Source organism: Massilia sp. YIM B02769 (genome assembly GCF_030411995.1).
Taxonomy (GTDB): Bacteria; Pseudomonadota; Gammaproteobacteria; order Burkholderiales; family Burkholderiaceae_D; genus Telluria.
In genome coordinates this window covers 298,452-319,131 of record NZ_JASNRC010000003.1, presented here as the reverse complement: position 1 = coordinate 319,131, position 20,680 = coordinate 298,452, and the positions used below count along the sequence as shown (strand labels likewise).

16 protein-coding genes are annotated in these 20,680 nt (G+C 64.5%); 2 read left to right on the top strand and 14 right to left on the bottom strand.

Going from position 1 to position 20,680, the window contains the following annotated elements; genetic code table 11:
* Positions 1-67: 67 nt before the first annotated feature.
* From QPK31_RS06540 to QPK31_RS06495, 10 genes are all read right to left on the bottom strand, one after another.
* Entirely contained in the window at positions 68-1,171 is a 1,104-nt protein-coding gene (locus tag QPK31_RS06540; protein WP_290422134.1) for a ribonucleotide-diphosphate reductase subunit beta, read from the bottom strand.
* A 93-nt stretch (positions 1,172-1,264) separates the two neighbouring features.
* Entirely contained in the window at positions 1,265-4,183 is a 2,919-nt protein-coding gene (locus QPK31_RS06535; protein WP_290422133.1) for a ribonucleoside-diphosphate reductase subunit alpha, read from the bottom strand.
* 736 nt (positions 4,184-4,919) lie between these two features.
* Complete coding sequence (locus QPK31_RS06530; RefSeq protein WP_290422132.1) at positions 4,920-5,084, bottom strand: hypothetical protein; 165 nt, start codon at positions 5,082-5,084, stop codon at positions 4,920-4,922.
* Position 5,085: 1 nt separating this feature from the next.
* Positions 5,086-6,543 carry a sigma-54 dependent transcriptional regulator gene (locus QPK31_RS06525; RefSeq protein WP_290422131.1) on the bottom strand — a complete coding sequence of 486 codons (1,458 nt, stop codon included), beginning with the start codon at positions 6,541-6,543 and terminating at the stop codon, positions 5,086-5,088.
* A gap of 10 nt (positions 6,544-6,553) precedes the next feature.
* Complete coding sequence (locus QPK31_RS06520; RefSeq protein ID WP_290422130.1) at positions 6,554-8,278, bottom strand: PAS domain-containing sensor histidine kinase; 1,725 nt, start codon at positions 8,276-8,278, stop codon at positions 6,554-6,556.
* Positions 8,279-8,282: 4 nt separating this feature from the next.
* Positions 8,283-8,558: a PP0621 family protein gene (locus tag QPK31_RS06515; RefSeq protein ID WP_290422129.1), complete on the bottom strand. Its 276-nt coding sequence runs from the start codon at positions 8,556-8,558 to the stop codon at positions 8,283-8,285.
* On the bottom strand, positions 8,555-9,364 hold the full coding sequence (locus QPK31_RS06510) for an inner membrane protein YpjD (protein ID WP_290422128.1): 810 nt from the start codon (positions 9,362-9,364) through the stop codon (positions 8,555-8,557). Before QPK31_RS06510 ends, QPK31_RS06515 begins: the two co-directional genes overlap by 4 nt.
* A gap of 320 nt (positions 9,365-9,684) precedes the next feature.
* Positions 9,685-10,479, bottom strand: coding sequence for an ABC transporter ATP-binding protein (locus QPK31_RS06505; RefSeq protein ID WP_290422127.1), 795 nt, complete (start codon positions 10,477-10,479; stop codon positions 9,685-9,687).
* A complete protein-coding gene (locus QPK31_RS06500) occupies positions 10,480-11,307 on the bottom strand; it encodes an ABC transporter permease (RefSeq protein WP_290422126.1) in 828 nt (275 codons plus the stop codon).
* A 39-nt stretch (positions 11,308-11,346) separates the two neighbouring features.
* Positions 11,347-12,318, bottom strand: coding sequence for an ABC transporter substrate-binding protein (locus QPK31_RS06495; RefSeq protein WP_290422125.1), 972 nt, complete (start codon positions 12,316-12,318; stop codon positions 11,347-11,349).
* A 265-nt stretch (positions 12,319-12,583) separates the two neighbouring features.
* On the opposite strand from QPK31_RS06495, the gene ffh reads away from it, so the two are divergent.
* On the top strand, positions 12,584-13,951 hold the full coding sequence (ffh, locus tag QPK31_RS06490) for a signal recognition particle protein (RefSeq protein ID WP_290422124.1): 1,368 nt from the start codon (positions 12,584-12,586) through the stop codon (positions 13,949-13,951).
* A gap of 241 nt (positions 13,952-14,192) precedes the next feature.
* Positions 14,193-14,588, top strand: coding sequence for an SWIB/MDM2 domain-containing protein (locus QPK31_RS06485; RefSeq protein WP_290422123.1), 396 nt, complete (start codon positions 14,193-14,195; stop codon positions 14,586-14,588).
* A 383-nt stretch (positions 14,589-14,971) separates the two neighbouring features.
* Here QPK31_RS06485 and QPK31_RS06480 read toward each other — a convergent pair whose 3' ends face one another.
* The 4 genes from QPK31_RS06480 to QPK31_RS06465 all read right to left on the bottom strand — a co-directional run bounded on the left by QPK31_RS06480 (position 14,972) and on the right by QPK31_RS06465 (position 20,563).
* The gene (locus QPK31_RS06480) at positions 14,972-16,369 is read right to left on the bottom strand and encodes an alkaline phosphatase (RefSeq protein WP_290422122.1); all 1,398 of its coding nucleotides are present in this window, start codon (positions 16,367-16,369) and stop codon (positions 14,972-14,974) included.
* A gap of 5 nt (positions 16,370-16,374) precedes the next feature.
* On the bottom strand, positions 16,375-17,832 hold the full coding sequence (locus tag QPK31_RS06475; protein ID WP_290422121.1) for an alkaline phosphatase: 1,458 nt from the start codon (positions 17,830-17,832) through the stop codon (positions 16,375-16,377).
* Between the two features lie 356 nt (positions 17,833-18,188).
* Positions 18,189-18,827 carry a lytic transglycosylase domain-containing protein gene (locus QPK31_RS06470; RefSeq protein ID WP_290422281.1) on the bottom strand — a complete coding sequence of 213 codons (639 nt, stop codon included), beginning with the start codon at positions 18,825-18,827 and terminating at the stop codon, positions 18,189-18,191.
* Positions 18,828-18,832: 5 nt separating this feature from the next.
* Positions 18,833-20,563, bottom strand: a complete 1,731-nt coding sequence (locus QPK31_RS06465) for a proline--tRNA ligase (RefSeq protein ID WP_290422120.1) — start codon at positions 20,561-20,563, stop codon at positions 18,833-18,835.
* Positions 20,564-20,680 lie beyond the last annotated feature (117 nt).

Genomic DNA, 20,680 nt, shown 5'->3' with positions numbered 1-20,680 from the left:
GAACATAAAAAAAACCCGGCGATTTCTCGCCGGGCTTCGTGGGCTTTGCGTCAAATACGACAGACTATCAATCCCAGTTCAGCGCACCGCCGGTCTGGTACTCGGTCACGCGCGTCTCGAAGAAGTTACGCTCTTTCTTCAGGTCGATCATCTCGCTCATCCACGGGAACGGATTCTCTTCGTTCGGGAACAGCGCATCGAGGCCGATCTGCACGGCGCGGCGGTTCGCGATGAAGCGCAGGTAGCCCTTGAACATTGGGGCGTTCAGGCCCAGCACGCCGCGCGGCATGGTGTCTTCGGCGTAGCGGTATTCGAGTTCGACGGCTTGCAGGAACAGGGCTTTCAGCTCGTCGCGGAAGGCCGGGGTCCACAGTTGCGGGTTTTCCATCTTGATCGTGTTGATCAGGTCGATGCCGAAGTTCACGTGCATCGATTCGTCGCGCAGGATGTACTGGTACTGCTCGGCGGCGCCGGTCATCTTGTTCTGGCGGCCCAGCGCCAGGATCTGGGTGAAGCCGACGTAGAAGAACAGGCCTTCCATCAGGCAGGCGAAGACGATGATCGACTTCAGCAGTTGCTGGTCGGCTTCCAGGGTGCCGGTCTTGAACTCCGGGTCGGTCAGCACGTTGATGAACGGGATCAGGAACTGGTCCTTGTCGTGGATCGACGCGATCTCGTTATAGGCATTGAAGATCTCCTGCTCGTCCAGGCCGAGCGACTCGACGATGTACTGGTAGGCGTGGGTGTGGATCGCCTCTTCGAAGGCCTGGCGCAGCAGGTACTGGCGGCATTCCGGCGCCGTGATGTGGCGGTAGGTGCCCAGCACGATGTTATTGGCGGCCAGCGAGTCGGCGGTGGTGAAGAAGCCCAGGTTGCGCTTGACCAGGCGGCGCTCGTCTTCCGACAGGCCGTTCGGGTTCTTCCACAGCTCGATGTCGCGCTGCATGTTCACTTCCTGCGGCATCCAGTGGTTCGCGCAGCCGGCCAGGTACTTGTCCCATGCCCACTTGTACTTGAACGGCACCAGCTGGTTGACGTCGGTCTGGCCGTTGATGATGCGCTTGTCGTCGGCGTTCACGCGCTTGGCGACTTCGGCGGCAGGTGCGCCTTCGGTATTGCCGGCGAGCGGTGCGCGTGGCGCGCTGGTTGGTTCATCGTCCCATGACAGCATGATTGTTTCCTTTGAATTCTTGACGTGGCAGCGCCCGGCATGGAGCCGGGCGTGCGCTTACTGATTGATTACTGATTAACGCTTATTGACCATTTACTGGCAAGCTTCGCATTCGTCGAAGCCGGCGTCGCCCGGACGCAGGTAGCAAGCCGCGCCGTCCACCACTTCCGGTGCAGTCGCCGCCGGGGCAGCAGCAGGAGCCGCCGCTGGCGCAGCGTGACCGGTCAGGCCGCCCGACACAGGCACCGCGTTCAGCGCGCCGGTACGGGTGGTCGACTTCTCCATGTGCGTTGCCGCGATGGTGCGCAGGTAGTAGGTGGTCTTCAGGCCGCGCAGCCAGGCCAGCTTGTAGGTCTCGTCCAGCTTCTTGCCCGATGCGCCGGCCATGTAGATGTTCAGCGACTGGGCCTGGTCGATCCACTTCTGGCGACGCGATGCCTGCTCGACCAGCCACTTCGGCTCGACTTCGAAGGCGGTAGCGTAGATGTCGCGCAGGTCTTGCGGCACGCGGTCGATCTTGGACAGCGAACCGTCGAAGTACTTCAGGTCGGCGATCATGACTTCGTCCCACAGGTCGCGTGCCTTCAGGTCGCGCACCAGGTACGAATTGATCTCGGTGAATTCGCCCGACAGGTTCGACTTCACGTACAGGTTCTGGAAGGTCGGCTCGATGCAGGCCGACACGCCGATGATGTTCGAAATGGTCGCGGTCGGAGCGATCGCCACGCAGTTCGAGTTACGCATGCCGAACTCCTTGATGCGGTTACGCACCACGGTCCAGTCCATCGATTCGCTGGTGTCCTGCTCCAGGTAGCCGCCGCGTTCTTCCGCCAGCAGCTTGATCGAGTCCTGCGGCAGGATGCCGCGGTCCCACAGCGAACCGGCGTAGGTGTCGTAGCGGCCGCGCTCTTCTGCCAGCTCGGTCGAGGCCAGGTAGGCGTAGTAGCAGACGGCTTCCATCGACTTGTCGGCGAATTCAACAGCCTTGTCCGAGGCGAACGGCACGCGCATCATGTGCAGGCAATCCTGGTGACCCATGATGCCCATGCCGACCGGGCGGTGGCGCAGGTTCGAGTTGCGCGCCTTTTCCACGGCGTAGTAGTTGATGTCGATGACGTTGTCGAGCATGCGCATCGCGGTGCGGATGGTCTTCTGCAGCTTGACGTGGTCGAGGCCATCGCCCTTCATGTGCTGCGGCAGGTTCACCGAGCCCAGGTTGCAGACGGCGATCTCGTCGGCGCTGGTGTTCAGGGTGATCTCGGTGCACAGGTTCGACGAGTGCACGACGCCGATGTGCTGCTGCGGCGAACGGATGTTGCACGGATCCTTGAAGGTGATCCATGGGTGGCCGGTTTCGAACAGCATCGACAGCATCTTGCGCCACAGGTCGAGGGCAGCGACTTTCTTGTACACGGTCATTTCGCCGCGTGCCGCCTTGGCTTCGTAGGCGGTGTACGCATCTTCGAAGGCCTTGCCGACCAGGTCGTGCAGGTCAGGGGTTTCGCTCGGCGAGAACAGGCTCCAGTCGCCCTTTTCCATCACGCGCTTCATGAACAGGTCGGGAATCCAGTTCGCGGTGTTCATGTCGTGGGTGCGGCGGCGGTCGTCGCCGGTGTTCTTGCGCAGGTCGAGGAATTCCTCGATGTCCATGTGCCAGGTTTCCAGGTAGGCGCAGACCGCGCCCTTGCGCTTGCCGCCCTGGTTGACCGCCACGGCGGTGTCGTTCACCACTTTCAGGAACGGCACCACGCCTTGCGACTTGCCGTTGGTGCCCTTGATGCGCGAACCGAGCGCACGCACCGGGGTCCAGTCGTTGCCCAGGCCGCCGGCGAACTTCGACAGCAGTGCATTCTCTTTGATGGCGTCGTAGATGCCTTCCAGGTCGTCGCCGACGGTGGTCAGGTAGCACGACGACAGCTGCGAGCGGCGGGTGCCCGAGTTGAACAGGGTCGGGGTCGAGCTCATGAAGTCAAAGCTCGACAGCAGGTTGTAGAACTCGATGGCGCGCTCTTCGCGGTCGGCTTCGCGCAGGGCCAGGCCCATGGCGACGCGCATGTAGAAGGCCTGCGGCATCTCGATGCGGGTTTCGCGCACGTGCAGGAAGTAGCGGTCGTACAGGGTCTGCAGGCCGATGTAGCCGAATTGCAGGTCGCGGTCGGCGACCAGGGCCTTGGCCAGGCGCTCGAGGTCGTAGGTGCCGAGCTGTTCATCCAGCAGTTCGTTCTGGATGCCCTTGGCGATGTACTGCGGGAAGTAGGTGATGTATTCGGCGGCGGCCTTGGCTTGCGCCACTTCCTTGCCGAAGACTTCCTTGCGGATCGTGTGCAGCAGGATGCGGGCGGTGACCTGGCTGTAGGCCGGGTCGGTTTCCATCAGCGCGCGGGCGGCCAGGATGGCCGACTTGTGCAGTTCCTCGACCGGCACGCCGTCGTACAGGTTGCGCAGGGTCTCGGCGACGATGGCGTCGGCGTCGACATGCTTTTCCAGGCCGGCGCAGGCGGCGTTGACCAGGGCGTGGACATCGTTGATGTCGAGCGGACGGCGCTCGCCGCCGTCGACCACGTGGATCTGCGGCGCCTGGATGGCGCTGGCGCCAGCGGCTTCCTTGGCGGCGCGGCGCTCTTCCATCTGCTTGGCGCGGTACAGCACGTAGGCACGTGCGACGTCATGCTCGCCCGAGCGCATCAGCGACAGCTCGACCTGGTCCTGCACGTCTTCGATGTGGAAGGTGCCGCCGTTCGGCTGGCGGCGCATCAGCGCGGCGACCACGTTGTTGGTCAGCTCTTCCACCAGGTCGCGGATCCGGGCCGAGGCGGCGCCCTGGCCGCCGGCGACCGCCAGGAAGGCCTTGGTCATCGCGACCGAGATCTTGTTCGGCTCGAAAGGCACGACGGCGCCGTTGCGGCGGATGATGCGGTAGTCGCCGTGGGCGGCGATATCAGTCGCCTTGGCGCCGGTTGCCGCTCCTGGAGCCGCTTGCGGTTTGATTGAGATGTCTTGAGAAGTGTGCATTGAGCCTCCAGGATGGGCAGTCGGGCTGCCGCCGGTTGTTCCGTGCCGAATGCCCGCGCGTGCGAGCAATCGACGTATATAAAAAAAGCGAAAAAGGGTTCCCTGCCGGCTGGGCAATGCCAAGCCGGGCAATATTATTGCCTACAGTTATTTAATGCGTGTTAAAGATGCGAAAAACAGGTGTAAGTCGAAGAGCGATACTGCCGGGTTGTACTGCGGTCAAGTTCTTGGGAAGCTGGCTGCCTGGCCCGGCTACCTCGTCCTACTCTTGACCTCGCTACCACTATATCTAGTGTGGTGCTTTGATATGGGACTAATTGTAGTACCTGCTCGCGCGGCCGTGCAAGTGAATAAATTCTCAATTTCTCGCGTTTTTTGGGTGCGCGCCTCTTGACAATCGGGTCTGAGGCAAAAGATCGGCTGTTTCGGGTTAGCGAGCACTAACACGCTGCTTAAGTCTTGTACAGCTGCAATAAAGATTGCTCAACAACGGTGCAGACTGCACCATTTTGCACTGGCGAAAAGACAACACAATTTGATAACGGCGGACTGCGGGGTAGGCCAGGCCGCGAGAAATGGTAGGGTGGGCGCCCCGTGCCCACGCGTGAACTTCGATCATTGTTAACGTGATTTGGCGAGCCGGAAGAGAAGCCAACACCGCACACGCTTTACGCGTGGGCACGGGGCGCCTAGCGCGGCCCGGCCCACCCTACCCGGTAACCGCCGCCGGTGTACGCTACACCGGCGTCCCCGGCGTATAGGGCTGAATGCACTCACCCAGCCCATTGTCCCAGCGCCCACCCGCATCCAGGCAGCTGTCGACCTTGACCTCGTGCCGCATCCACATCAGCGCGGCGATCAGGGCGATCGCCAGGGCGACATAGCGTAGAAGTTTGGGCATATCAGTTCTCCGGTGCCTGGATATCGAGTTTCTGCATCTGGTAGCGCAGCTGGCGCACGCTGATCCCGAGCAGGCTGGCGGTCTTGGTACGGTTGAATTGGGTTTGCTGGAGTGCGCGCTGGATGATATCGCGTTCCACGCCCTCCAGGTAGGCCGGCAGGTTGCTCGGCAAACTATCCGGGCCGAGCGGCGCCGGCGCGCCGGCTTGCGGCAGCGGCGCCGCGGCCGGCACGGGCGGCGGCTCGTAGCTCGGGGGCACGGCCAGCGCCGGCGCAGGTGCTTCATGGGATCGCGTCCCTTCGCTCGGCCGCGCCGCCTTCAGCGACAAGTCCCCGACCTGGATCACGCCGTCGTTGGCAAACGCCAGCGCCCGCTCCAGCACGTTCTCGAGTTCGCGTACGTTGCCGGGGAAGGAATAGGCGCGCAAGACGTCGAGCACGCCCGGCCCCAGCGAAGCGCCGCCCGGGCCGGCCAGGCGCGCCAGGATCGCGTTGGTCAGCACCGGCAAGTCGTCGAGCCGCTCGCGCAGCGCCGGCAGCGACAGCTCGATCACGTTCAGCCGGTAGAACAAGTCTTGGCGGAAGCTGCCGGTCTCGACGCAGCGCGCCAGGTCCTTGTGGGTGGCGCTGATGATGCGCACGTCGACCGGTTCCTCGGCGGTGGCGCCGATCTTGCGCACGCGCCGTTCCTGGATCGCGCGCAGCAGTTTCACCTGCATCGCCAGCGGCAAGTCCGCCACCTCGTCCAGCATCAGGGTGCCGCCGTTGGCCGCCTGGAAGAAGCCGTCGCGCTCCTCGCCGGCGCCGGTGAAGGCGCCCTTGCGGTAGCCGAAGAACTCGGCTTCCATCAGGTTTTCCGGAATCGCGCCGCAGTTCACGGCGACGAAAGGTTTCGCGGCGCGCGAACTCTGGGCGTGGATCTCGCGCGCGGCCAGCTCCTTGCCGGCGCCGGACTCGCCGGTGATGGCGATCGGCGCCATCGAGCGCGCCAGGCGCCCGATCTGGGCGCGCAAGGCCTGCATCGCCTGCGACTGGCCGATCAGGCGCGACGGTGTACCAGCGCCGCCCTCCCCGGTCGCCGGACTGCCTGGCGCCTCCGACAGTTTCAAGGCCGAGCGCACCATCACGCGCAGCTCGTCCAGCACCACCGGTTTGGAGACATAGTCGAAGGCGCCGGCCTTCAGCGCCACCACCGCGTTCTCGGCGCTGCCGAAGGCGGTGATCACGGCGATCGGCGTCTTCGAGGTGCTGGAGACCTCGCGCACCAGTTCCAGCCCCAGCCCGTCGGGCAGGCGCATGTCGGTCAGGACCAGGTTGTAGGCGTTGTCGTCCACCAGGCGGCGCGCTTCGCGCAGGGTGGCGGCGCAATCGACGTCCAGGCCCATCTTGAGCAGGGTGATCTCGAGCAGGTCGCGCAGGTCGGCTTCGTCGTCGACCACCAGGATGCGGGGGGAACTCATGGACAAATCCTCATGCTGCGCCCGCGCCGGAAGCCGCCGGCTGGGCGAAGGTCATCACAAAGCGGCCGCTGGCCTTGCGCGCGCCGGGCGCGGCCGGGTCGAAGCGGTATTCGTAATCGAGCTTGGCGCCGTTGTTCAGGCACAGCTCGCGCGCCAGGTACAGGCCCAGGCCGGTGCCCTTGCTCGACGTAGTATAGAAGGGCTCGAACAGGTGGGCGCGCACGTCCGGCGTGATGCCGGGGCCGTCGTCCTGCACATGCAGTTCGAGCGTGCCGAAGGCGTCGAGCTCGGGCCAGATGCGGATGCTGGCCGGCGCCCGGCTGGCGTAGCGGATCGCATTGCCGAGCAGGTTCACCAGCACTTCGCGCAGGTGCAGGGCGTCGAAGCGCACCTCGATGGCGCCGGCGCCGCCCAGCCAGACCATCTCTTCGGGCAGGTCCTGGGTTTCGATGAACTCGGCCTTCAGCTCGGCCAGGAAAGCGGCCAGCACCAGCGGCTCGGCGTAGGGCTGGGCCTTGCGCGAGAGCTGCAGGATGTCCTCGACCATGCGGTTCACGCGCGCCACGTTGTCGCCGATGATCTTCAATAAACGCACCTCGGCCTTGCCGTGCAGGTCCTCGGCCAGCAGCGCGGTGGCGTGGCCGATGGCCGACAAGGGGTTGCGTACCTCGTGCGCGATGCTGGCGGTGAGGCGCCCCATCGAGGCCAGCTTCAGCTGCTGCGCCTGGTTTTCGATGGCGCTCACGTCCTGCATGAAGACCACGCTGCGCCCCGGCTTGCCGCCGGCCGCTTCCACCCGGGCAAAACGCAATTTGAGGTGCGCCGGCTGGTCGCGCCGCGCGCTGCCGTTGGCGTCCGGCGCGCCCGGTTCCTGGAAAGGCTTGAGGATGACCCAGGCTTCGTCGGGTCCGGCCTCGCCCTGTACCGGCTCGACCGCGGCCAGCGCCGGCATGGTGCCGCCGACCCAGCGCGCAAAGGCGCCGGCCACCGGTTCCAGCCCGTGCACCGCGTCCAGGCGCAGGCCGCCGGGCGCGTCCACCCCCAGCATGCGCCGCGCCGCCGGATTCGCGGTGTGGATGACGCCGTCGGCGCCCAGCACCAGCACGCCGTCGTTGACGTCGGCGATCACGATTTCGTTGATCGACTGCTGCACTTCCAGGTCGACGCCGCGCTGGGCCGCCAGTTCTTCCTGGCCGATCAGGCGCGCCGCCAGCCGGTTCACCAGCAGGACCACGGCGAAGAAGGCGATGCCGTACATCCCGGCCTGCATCAGCGGCGGCTCACCGTCGCGCGTGAACAGCTGCCACGATGCCTGCAGCAGGACGATGATCGAGGCGACCGAGGCCGAGAACAGCGCCAGCACCAGCGGCGCCAGGATCGCGGCGCCGGCCAGCGGGAACAGGTAGAGGATGCCGAGGCCGCTGCGCACGCCGCCGGCGGCCTGGTACAGCAGCGAGATGGCGAACAGGTCGACCGCGATCTGGAGCGCCAGCTGCAGCGGGAAGCGGCGCTTCCAGACCGTGGTGACGAGGCCGAACAGCAGCGCCGCGCCGAGGTAGAAGAAGCAGGTGCGCGCGTAGGCCGGGTCGGTGGCGGCGCGGCCGTCGCGCACGTCGAAGGCCATGTACAGCAGCAGCACGATGCCGATGACGATGCGCGTGACGTTCAGCGCCTGCAGCGAGCGCCAGAAGGTCGTACGCGACTGCGTGGACAGCGCCGGCCAGCGGATCTTCAAGGGCTTACCGCGGCGGCAGGCGCACGTGGGCCGGGCTGCAGTAGTCCAGGCCGTCGGCGCGCACCGCCTCGGAGGCCGGGAAATGCAGGCCGCAGTGGGCGCAGCTGGTCATGTTTTCGATGGACGCCGGCTCGGCCTGGCGTCCCTGCTGCTGATACTGCTGCTGGCGCCACCCCTCCTGCTGCTGCAGCTGGCTCTTGCGGATGGCGGCGCGCAGCTTGGCGCGCACCGCGAAGCCGATCACGACGATCAGGATGATCCAGAACAGGAGTCGGCTCATGCGATCCCCCGGTGCAGGACGACTTCAAGCACGAAGCGGCTGCCGACATAGGCCAGCGCCAGCGTGGCAAAGCCGGCCAGGGTGAAGCGCAGCGCCGTCTTGCCGCGCCAGCCGCGCCAGTGGCGTCCGGCCAGCAGGGCCGCGAACAAAATCCAGGACAGCATCGCGAACACGTTCTTGTGGTCCCAGCGCATCGCCTGCCCGAACAGCTGCTCGGAAAACACCACGCCCGACAGCACGGTGAGGCTGAGCAGGACGAAGCCGATGCCGATCAGGCGGAACAGCAGCTTTTCCATGGTCAGCAGGGCCGGCAGCTGGTCGAGCGTGCCGCCGAACCAGCCGCTGCTGGTGGGCGCGGTGCGCGCGTGCAGGCGGGTTTCCTGCAGCGCCATCAGCACCGCGTGGAAGGCGGCGATGGTCAGCGTGCTATAGGCCAGCACGGCCACGGCCACGTGCCAGCCGAAGGCGCTGGAGCGGTTCTCGATGGCCATGATCGCGCCCGGGAACAGCACCGGCAGCAGGGCCGCGCCGAAGGCGCAGGGCATCACCAGGCGCCGCAGGCCGTCGAGGGCGAAGTTGCGGTTTTCAAACCAGTAGGCGGCCACCGAGACCCACAGGGCGGACGACAGCATGATGGCAAAGCCGATGCGCAGCGAGCCGGGCGCAAACGCGGCGCCCCACAGCGCGCCGCCATGGATCAGCCACGCCAGCGCGGTGACGCCGGAGATGACAGCGCCCCGCCGCGACGGCAGCAGGGCGCAGGCCGCGTACAGAAAGGCCGCGGCAAAAAAGAGGGTGTTCTGCATACCGGCAGTCTACACCATCGGCAAATAGCGGTGGCGGGGCTGGTCTGCCTTTCGGGGATGCTGCTGCTGAACCAAGCCCTTATCTTTTTGGCCGCGGAAGCCAACCGTACGGTGGGCACTCCGTGCCCACGCGGAACGGCGAACATTGTTGGCATTGTTCCCGTCGAACCTTCCGCGCTAACGCGGCGCGTCCGAGAGCATCTCGTTAGCGCCCCCATCCATCGCACGCGTTCCGGAGCGAATCATCTCGGCCGCAGGTGCAAGGGTAGGCACGCACCCGCGTGGGCACAGCGTGCCCACCGTACGGATCGATTCCCCGGTCAATCGACGGCCGCCATCCTCAGTTCGTCGCTATGATGCCGCTGCTGCTCCTCCATCACCAATTGCCCCAGCTCGCGCTTGAGCGCATTGAACTCCGGCGCCGCCGGATCGCGCATCCTCGGCAAATCGACCAGGATGTCGCGCTTTACCGTCCCCGGCCGGTAAGTCATCACCACAATCCGGTCGGCCAGGTAAATCGCCTCCTCGATACTGTGGGTAACGAACAGGATCGTCTTCTTCAGCTCCGCCCAGATACGCAGCAGCTCGTCCTGCAAATTGCGCCGCGTGAGCGCATCCAGTGCGCCAAACGGCTCGTCCATCAGCATGATCGGCGAATCCAGGGCCAGCACGCGCGCGATCGCCACCCGCTGGCGCATCCCGCCCGACAAGTCCTTCGGATAGCGGGCGCGGAAGTCGGTCAGCGACAGCATGCGCAGCAGTTCGTCCACCGTGCGCCGGATCTCGGGCTTGGGAGTGCCCTTGATATCCAGCCCGAAGCCGACGTTCTGCTCGACCGTCATCCATGGAAACAGCGCGTACTCCTGGAACACCATGCCGCGGTCCGGCCCCGGCGCCGCTACCGGCTGCCCGTCGACCAGGATCGTGCCGGCGGTCGGCGGAGAGAAGCCGGCCACCGCATTCAGCAGGGTCGACTTGCCGCAGCCGGAAGGCCCGAGCAGGCAGGTGAACTGCCCGCGCGGGATGGCCAGATTGATGTCCTGCAGCGCCACCACCTGGCGCTCGTCGCTGGCGAACACCTTGTTCACCCCGCTCACTCGGATATGCGCGTCCATTCAGTGCTCCAGGCCGCGGTGCCAGCGCAGCAGATAATTGTTCAGGCGGTTCATGCCGATGTCGATGGCCAGGCCCAGCATGCCGATGGTGATCATCCCGGCGATGATCTTGTCGGACCAGAAGTACTCGCGCGCTTCCAGGATGCGGTAACCGAGGCCGTTGTTCACGGCGATCATCTCGGACACGATGACGACGATGAAGGCGGTGCCGATACCGATGCGCACGCCCGACAGGATGTAGGGCACGGCCGCCGGCAGGATCACGCGCAGGAACATGGTGACGCCGCCGGCGCCCAGGTTGCGCGCCGCGCGCAGGTAGATGCCGTCCACGTGGCGCACGCCGGCGATGGTATTCATCAGCACCGGGAAAAAGGCGCCCAGCGCGATCAGGAACACGGCCGGCGGATTGCCCAGCCCGAACCAGAGGATCGCCAGCGGGATGTAGGCGATCGGCGGGATCGGGCGCAGGATCTGCACCAGCGGATTCATCCAGGCATACACCGTGCTGCTCGCCCCCATGGCCAGGCCGAGCGGCAGGGCCAGCCCGCCGCCGATCAGGAAGCCGACCACCACCCGGTACAGGCTCGTCAAGGTATCGACGATCAGCTCCCCGGAAAACGCCCAGTGCCACCAGCCGCCCTCGGTATAGCTTTCGTAGGGCGTCAGCGGCAGCAGGTAGGCCACCCAGCGCTCCCACACCGCCAGCGGCGAGGGCAGCACCTGGGGATTGACCCAGCCCATGCTCGCCACCCACTGCCAGATGCCGATCGCCAGCACCGGCACCACCATGCCGACGCCGATCTCGCGCCAATTACGCTGTTTCTTCATGCTGCCCTCCGCATGCCGTCCGGGGTTGGCTGAACGTGCTTACTTGATATTCAGGCTTTTCTTGGCCGCGTCCAGCAGGTCGGTCTTGACCCACTCGCTTGCCACCGGCGGCTTGGCCATGCGCCCGACGCCGGTCTTGACCATGGTGTCGGTGGTGATCTGGATGTGTTCCGGCGTGATGTCGTACGAGTACTCGGAGTTGCCGATCGCATCGTTGAAGTCGTCGGTCGTGATCTGGTTCTTGAACACGACTTCGCGTACATACTTCTCGGCGACGGCCTTGTTGTCGATGAAGGTCTTGGTCGCCTGCACGAAGCAGCGCATGAACTTTTCCGCCACCGGACGCCGCTCCTTGTAGAACTTCTCGGTCATCACCATGGTGCGGATCGGTTCGCCGATCGGCGTGTCGTAAGGCTTCAGCACTTCGGCGCCGAAGCCCTTGTTGATCGCCTGCGAGGACTGCGGCTCGGACTGCATCATGGCGTCGATCTGCTTGCCGAGCAGGGCCTGGTTCAGGTCCGCATACGGCAGGAACACCAGCTGCACGTCCTTGCCCGGCGCCGGGTCGGCCTTCATGTTGTGCTTGGCCAGTTCCGCCATCAGCAGCACTTCCTGGATGCCGCCGCGCGTCACGCCGACGCGCTTGCCCTTAAGTTGCGGCACGCTGGTGATTTTCAAATCGGGCCTCGCCACCAGACGCGCGCCGCCCTTGGCGAAGCCGGCCACCACGAAGATCGGGGCGCCGCCGGCGCGACCGGAAATCGCCGCTTCGGATGCCGTGGTGCCGACATCGAGTTCACCGGCGATGATCGCCTGCATGACGTCCAGGCCTTTCGGGAAGATCTTCTCTTCGACCTTGATGCCGCACTTGGGCGCGATTTCCTTGATGTACGAGACGGCGCCGTAGTGCGCGAACTTGAGATTCCCGAGGCGCACAGTTTCCTGGGCCTGGGCGCCGGCGGCTGCCAGCAGGGTCATTGCGATCAGGGTCTTGCCGAACACTTTAGTCATGCCATGTCTCCGTTATGCGCTTCGTCAAAATCGGTAGGGGCTGCCGCGGTGGTGCCTTGATGCTGCCGTGCAGTTGTGATGCCGGCGGGAAAAGGCTATATGGGAATGCAAGATGTGTCAAACGTGGCAATGCGCAGTTGTGACATCCGTCATCACATGCACTCAAAAAAGGCGTAATCCGCGCGATGTAGACGGGCAAGCCCTTCTTGCGCAAGGTAAAATGGCCGCTTTCCCGAATACCGTCCTATATATAGTCAGGTAGAACATGCTAGATAACCTTACCCAACGCCTAGCCAAGGTCGTCAAGACGATGCGTGGCGAGGCGCGTCTGACCGAGGCGAACACCGCCGAGATGCTGCGCGAAGTGCGCCTGGCGCTGCTCGAGGCCGACGTGGCGCTGCCGGCGGTGCGCGAATTCATCGCCAAAGTGAAGGAAAAAGCGCTGGGCGAAGAAGTCATCGCTTCCCTCAGCCCGGGCCAGGCCCTGGTCGGCGTGGTGCAGCGCGAGCTGGCCGCCCTGATGGGCGCCGACCTCGGTCCCGAGGCCACCCAGCTGTCGTTCGCGCAGCAGCCGCCGGCGATCATCCTGATGGCCGGCCTGCAGGGTGTCGGTAAAACGACCACCACCGGTAAACTCGCCAAGTACCTGAAGGAACAGAAAAAGAAAAAGGTCCTGACCGTTTCTGCCGACGTCTACCGCCCTGCCGCTATCGCGCAGCTGGAGTCCGTCACGAAGCAGGTCGGCGCCGACTTCTTCCCGTCCACCTCCACCGACAAGCCGGTCGACATCGCCCTGGCGGCGCTGGATTGGGCGAAAAAGCACTACCACGACGTCCTGATCATCGACACCGCCGGCCGCCTGGGTATCGACGAAGCGATGATGCAGGAAATCGCCGCCGTCCACGGCGCCGTGAAGCCGATCGAGACCCTGTTCGTGGTCGACGCCATGCTGGGCCAGGATGCGATCAACACGGCCAAGGCCTTCAACGACGCCCTGCCCCTGACCGGTATCGTGCTGACCAAGCTCGATGGCGATTCGCGCGGCGGTGCGGCGCTGTCGGTGCGTCACGTGACCGGCAAGCCGATCAAGTTTGCCGGCGTGTCGGAAAAGCTGGACGGCCTGGAAGCCTTCGACCCGACCCGCATGGCCAGCCGCGTGCTGGGCATGGGCGACATCCTGGCGCTGGTGGAAGAAGCGCGCAAGGGCGTCGACGAAAAGGCCGCGGCCGACATGGCCAACAAGATCAAGGCGGGCGGCCGCTTCGACATGAACGACTTCAAGGCCCAGCTGACCCAGATGAAGAAGATGGGCGGCATGTCGGGTCTGCTCGATAAACTGCCGGCGCAGTTCCAGCAGGCCGCGGCTGGCGCCAACATGGACCAGGCCGAGAAGCAGGTGCGGCGCATGGTCGGCATCATCGACTCGATGACGCCGCAGGAGCGCGCCAAGCCGGAACTGATCAAGGCGAACCGCAAGCGCCGCATCGCCGCCGGCGCCGGCGTGCAGGTGCAGGAAGTGAACCGCATGCTGACGCAGTACGACCAGATGCAGACCATGATGAAGAAGCTCAAGGGCGGCGGCCTGATGAAGATGATGCGCGGGATGAAGGGCATGATGCCCGGCATGCGCTAAGCCTTCCAGCCCTTTTGTACCCATGAAACGCCGCGCCTGGCCTGTGCCCCGCGCGGCGTTTTTACGTCGAATTTCGCGTGGATTTTCACTCTGCGGTCACGCTTGACGCGCAAACCCCTATTTTTGGGCCGCATAGAGTGAAAAAATGAAGAAAAAGACTTGCAGGAACACTAAAACGCCACCAATATAAGCCGTGCGATATTGCGCAACTTTTACATATGCTCGTTTAGGAGGCTCGAAGATGGCAACAGCCAAGAAATCCCCAGCAGCGCCCGCAAAGAAGCCAGCCGCCAAGCCGGCAGCTAAGCCTGCGGCGAAGAAGGCCGCCGCTCCGGCAAAGGAAGCAGCACCAAAGGCCGCGGCAGCGAAGAAACCGGCTGCAGCACGCAAGCCGAACGCCGCTTTCATGAAAGAGCTGACGCCGTCGGCCGAGCTGGCTGCAGTGGTCGGCAACAAGCCGCTGCCACGCACGGAAGTGACCAAGAAAGTCTGGGAATACATCAAGAAAGCGGACCTGCAAGCTGCAGACAACCGCCAGATGATCAATGCCGACGACAAGCTGAAAGCCGTCTTCGGTGGCAAGGAACAAGTCTCGATGTTCGAGATGACCAAGCTGATCTCGAATCACCTGAAATAATAAACGCCGGCTGCCCCACAAGCCTGAACGTTGAAAAGCCCCGGTCGTGTGATCGGGGCTTTTTGTTTTGGAGATTGATTTGTCGCGGTGGCGAATTGCCGGCGCCGTTTCCCGTACGGTGGGCACTCCGTGCCCACGCGGAAGTATGAGCCGAGGCGACGGCATGTCGACCGCAACGCATGAAATGTGGCAGCGCATCCAAATGATCATCGCGGACGCTATCGGGCTTTTGCAAACGTTGCGGCTATTCCGCGCACAGGCGCACCACCGGGCAAGCGGAGCCGCCGCGTTAACATGCCGCCGTCATGCACGCATCCGCGTGGGCACGTCATTGATGCCCCCGGCATCAATGACCCCACCGTACGGTCCTAGCCAACATTTTTCTAGAACCCGAACGCCGCCTTCATCAAGTCGAACACGCGGGTATTCTCGATCGTGCCCTTGAACGGCGCCGATCCCGCCCCCGCCGCATACAGCTTCACATCCCCGCCACCGTGCGATTCGCTCGACCAGCGAATCCCCGTCTCCTGGTGATACTCCTCGGCCAGCGCCTGCGCGCTGCTCACGTCCGCACGCACCTCGGGCCGGTTCGGCCCATTCCCGAACACCAGCGTGGTAAACGTCTTGCCGTCGGCATCCTTCGTCGGTTCGCCGTTCGCGTAACCACGCACGATGTCGAGCACCGGGTTGCCGCGCTTCGGGTAGCCATTTAAAACCATCGTGTGGTCATGGTCTGCCGTGACCACGATCAGCGTGTTCTCCAGCCCCGGATCGAGCGCACGCATGCGGTCCACCGCGGTCTGGATCGCCTCGTCGAAGGCCACGGTTTCCGTCATCGCATTGCGCGCATTCGTGTCGTGCAGCGCGTGGTCGATCTTGCCGCCTTCGACCATCAGGAAGAAGCCCTTCGGATTCTTCGACAGCAGCTCGATGGACTTGGCCGTCATCTCGGCCAGCGTCGGCTGCTCCGGGCGGCGCTTCGACGCATAGTCGAGATGGCTGTCGGCATAGATGCCGACGAACTTGCGGTTCGGGAGGGCCGACTGCATGTCGGCGCGGGTGTTCGCGACAAAATAACCGCGTGCCGCGAATTCCGCCATCAGGTCGCGCCCGTCGCCACGGCCCTTCGGATTGCGCGCCTTGTCGAACGGCGTGAAGTGGATGCGCCCGCCTCCCATCAGCACGTCGACGCCATCCTTCAGGCGTTCGTTGTACCCAGGCCCGCCCGGCACCACCTGCTGGGCGATGGTGTAGCCCATGTCGCGGTCGCACACGTGCGAGAAGGTCGAGGCAGGCGTCGCGTGGGTCAGCTCGGTGGTAGTCACCGCGCCGACCGCCTTGCCATTGGCCTTGGCCAGTTCCAGGATCGTCATCGGCGACGTGCCGTTGCTGGCGCCGCAGCGGTCGATGCTGGCGTTGCCGTTGGCGTCCTTGGCCGGGGCGACAGGCTTGGCGTCCTTCATCGAGATCACATCGTTGTTGATCTTCACGCCGGTCATGTAGGCGCCCATCGACGGCGCGCTGTCGGTGACCTGGGCATCGGCGGAATAGGTCTTGATGCGCGCGGTGCGGTCCAGGCGTTCAAAGTTCAGCAAGCCGTCCTCGCCCGCCTTGAAGATGCGCGCGGCGGTGATCGTGGTCGGACCCATGCCGTCGCCGAGGAAGAAGATGATGTTTTTGGCCTGTGGCTTGGCAGGCGTCTGTGCCTGGGCCGGCAACGTGCAGAACGCTGCCAGCAGCAGCGCGGCGAGTCGGGTGGTGGTCGTGGTCTGCTTTTTCATGGCGCTCACAGGTCCCCCGCCGTCTTGATCAGGTTGAAGACGCGGGTGTTGTCGATGGTCCCGCGGAACAGTTCCGCATTCGCGCCGATGGCGCCCAGGTAGACGTCGGCGCCGCCGTGGGTTTCGGCCCCAAGGCGGGTGCGCACCACGGCTTCCTGGTGGTAGTCGTCGGAGGCCGCGATCTCGTCGGTGAGCCTGACGTCCTTGCGGCTGCCCTGGATGCGGTGTTCGCCGGTGCCGAAGCCCAGGATGGTGAAGGGCGCGCCGTCCTTGTCGAGGCGGATGTTATTGTCCGGCAGGCTGCGCACCAGGCCCAGCACGCCGGGGTTGGTCGGCGTGGTCTTGCCGGTGCGCGGCGAGTAGCCGTTGATCAGCAGGGTGTGGTCGTGGTCGGCGGTGGCCACGATCAGGGTATTTTTCAGGCCCGGGTCGATGGCGTTCATCTTGTCGATGGCGGTCTTCAGAGCCGCGTTGTAGCTGACGGTTTCCTGCAGCGCGCGCTTGGCCAGGGTGGCGTGCAGCGCGTGGTCGATCAGGCCGCCCTCCACCATCAGGAAGAATCCGTTCGGGTTGCGCGACAGGATGTCGATGGCTTTTGACGTCATGTCGGCCAGGGCCGGCTGCCTGGCGGCGTCGCGCGCGGCTTCGTAGGTGAAGTGGTTCTGGGCAAACAGGCCGATGGCAGGCTGCGCGTTCGGCGCCAGGGCCTGCAGTTGTGCGGTATCGGCGGCGTAGCGCCAGCCCTTGGCTTGCAGCTCCGCGACCAGGTTGCGGCCATCGGCGCGCTTGCCGCCCTGCGCCACCGGGGCAAAGAACTGGGCGCCGCCGCCGAAGACCAGATCCAGGCCATTGCTGCCCAGCGCGGCGTTGTAGCCGGCGCCGCCCGGCACCAGTGCGGCGGCAATGTCGGATTCGATCTTGCGGTGGCAGGCATGGGCGTAGGTGGCGGCCGGCGTGGCGTCAGTGACGCTGGTGGTGGTGACCACGCCGGCAGCCATGCCGCGCGCCTTGGCCAGTTCGGCCAGGGTCGGCACAGCGCGGCCGTTTGCGGTCTGGCCATCCTGGCAGCGGCTGACCTGCTTGTTGCCGTTCGCATCTGCAGCTGGGGAGATCGAACGCGTGTTCGAGGACATCGAGATCACGCCGTTGTTCTGCTTCACGCCGGTCATGTAGGCCGACATCGAGGCGGCGCTGTCGGTGACCTGGGCGTCGTTCGAGAATGTTTTCACGAAGGCGGATTCGGGCAGCGTGTCGATGGTCAGCTCGCCGTCTTCGCCCACTGCATAGATGCGCGCGGCGGTGAGGGTGTTGATGCCCATGCCGTCGCCGAGGAAGAAGATGATGCTTTTCGCGCGGGTGTCGACGCTTGACGGGGTGTGCGTGGCGATGGTGGGCGACGAAACGGTGGACGCGCAGCCGGCCAGCAGCAACAGGCTTGCGCCGGCGAGAGTGGTCAATCGCATGGTGGATCCTGGGGTGGAAAGCGGGCAGTCTACACCGGTAACTGTTTATATGGTGTGATTGATATGTAGCGGAAATCCAGGCCTGCGGCTTGAACCGTACGGTGGGCACTCTGTGCCCAGGCGGTTACGTGCGCATGCTGTTGGCCCGCTGCGGCGAATCGTCGCTCGCTGACGCTTGATGAAATCGCGGACGATTGAAAACCGGGGTGGAGCGTGCGACTGGCGGAGACGTTTGCGGGCGGGATATCGCGGCCAATGGTGAAAGGACGCGCACGTAACCGCGTGGGCACTTTGTGTTTGAGGCCCCCAGCCTCAAACACCCCACCGTACGGGCGCGGTCTCGACAAAAAATGACGTTACCGCGCTGCCACTGCCGTCGGCGTAAACTCCCACTTCTTCCACGCCGACAGCACCGCATTCGGATACTGCGGCTTGCCCCGGCTGCCGTTGTAGCGGCCGAGCGCGAGGTAGAGATTGCCGCGCTCCATGTCGATGTACATGCGCAAGATCGAGCAGCCGTAGCGCAAATTGGTCTGCATGTGGAACAGCTTGCGCCGGTCGCTGTCGCCGATCACCTTGGTCCAGAACGGCATCACCTGCATGTAGCCGCGCGCACCGGCGATCGACACCGCGTACTTGCGGTAGGCCGACTCGACCTGGATCAGCCCCAGCACCAGCCCCGGATCGAGCCCGGCGCGGGTTGCCTCGTACCAGGCCGCCTCCAGGAATTCGGTGCGCGAGAACTCGTCCGGGATGCGTTTTTTCAGCCGCCCCGACATCTCGTTGAACCACTGCTGGTAGCGCAGCCGGCCCGCCTCGTCGCGGAACACCGGCTTCGGCGGACGCGCATCGTTGATGGCGTTCGACAGCGCCAGGCGCACGGAATCGGCGAGCGCCTCTTCCTTCTGATTGCCCGCGTGTGCGCTCGTGGAGGCAAGCGCCACCACGAGCAGCGCGCTACCGAATAAAGCGCGCGCCCCGCCCTGTCCCGCCATCCGCATCACTGCGCGAATTTGGCCTTGATGAAGCCGACCATCTCTTCGACAGGCACTGCGGTGGCTTCGGTATCGCGGCGGCCCTGGTATTCGAGCTTGCCTTCCTTCAGGCCGCGCTCGCCGATCACCACGCGGTGCGGCACGCCGATCAGTTCCCAGTCCGCGAACATCGCGCCCGGACGCAGGCCGCGGTCGTCGACGATCACATCCACGCCGGCGTCGAGCAGTTCGGTGTACAGCTTCTCGGTCTGTTCCTTGACCATCTCGCTGCGGTCCAGGCCCATCGGGCACAGCACGATCTGGAACGGCGCCAGCGCGTCCGGCCAGACGATGCCCTTGTCGTCGAAGTTCTGCTCGATGGCCGCGCCCAAAATGCGGGTCACGCCGATGCCGTAGCAGCCCATCTGCAGCGGCGCCGGCTTGCCGTTCTCGTCGAGGTAGGTCGCTTCCATGGCTTGCGAGTAGGCGGTGCCGAGCTGGAACACGTGGCCGACTTCGATGCCGCGCTCGATGGCGAGAATGCCCTTGCCGTCCGGCGAAGCGTCGCCTTCGACCACGTTGCGCAGGTCGGCAACGACTGGTTCCGGCAGGTCGCGGCCCCAGTTCACGCCGCTCAGGTGGGCATCGGCTTCGTTCGCGCCGCAGACGAAGTCGGCCATGTTGGCCACCGTGCGGTCGGCAACGATGGTGACAGGCTGCTTCGGTGCGACAGGACCGAGGTAGCCCGGCACGGTGCCGTAGACTTCCGCGATTTCGGCTTCGCTCGAGAAGCGGTAGGCGCCCAGGCCAGGAACCTTGTTGACCTTCACTTCGTTCAGCTCGTGGTCGCCGCGCAGCAGCAGCATGAAGTACTGCTTGCTGACCTTGCCGTCTTCTTCGTTTTCGACGGTCAGCGCAATCGTCTTGACCGTTTGCGACAGCGGCAGGCCCAGCTGCTCGGCCACCATCTCGCACTTGGTCTTGCCTGGGGTCGGCACCTTGGTCATGGCTTGCGTGGCCGCGCCGCGCTCGCCGATGGCCAGGGCTTCGGCCGCTTCCATGTTGGCCGCGTAATCCGAGGTCGGGCAGTAGACCAGCGCGTCTTCGCCGGTCGAGGCGATCACGTGGAATTCGTGCGAGCCGGTGCCGCCGATGGCGCCGTTGTCGGCCGCCACCGCGCGGAATTTCAGGCCGAAGCGGTTAAAGATGCGCACGTAGGCATCGAACATGATGGCGTAGGACTTCTGCATGCCTTCGACATCGCGGTCGAACGAGTACGCATCCTTCATCGTGAATTCGCGGCCGCGCATCAGGCCGAAGCGTGGGCGGCGTTCGTCGCGGAACTTGGTCTGGATGTGGTAGAAGTTCAACGGCAGCTGGCGGTAGGACTTGATCTCGCTGCGGACGACGTCGGTGACAACTTCTTCCGAGGTCGGCTGGATGGCGTAGTCGCGGCCGTGGCGGTCCTTGACGCGCATCAGTTCCGGACCCATCTTGTCCCAGCGGCCGGTTTCCTGCCACAGTTCGGCCGGCTGCACGACCGGCATCAGGAGTTCGAGCGCGCCCGCCTTGTTCATCTCTTCGCGAATGATGGCTTCGACCTTGCGAATGACGCGCAAGCCGGTCGGCATGTAGGTGTAGATGCCCGAGCCCAGACGCTTGATCATCCCCGCCCGCATCATCAACTGGTGGCTGACGATCTCGGCGTCGGATGGCGCTTCTTTAAGAGTTGAAATAAAAAATCGTGAGGCACGCATATCGATGAATTCTTTTTAAAAAGAGAGGGTTATAATCGACCTAATTTTAAAGGATTAGCTGGCTGATGCGTCCAAACTTTGTACAAATGGGTCCGGAACACGCAGCCGCCGCCGTTT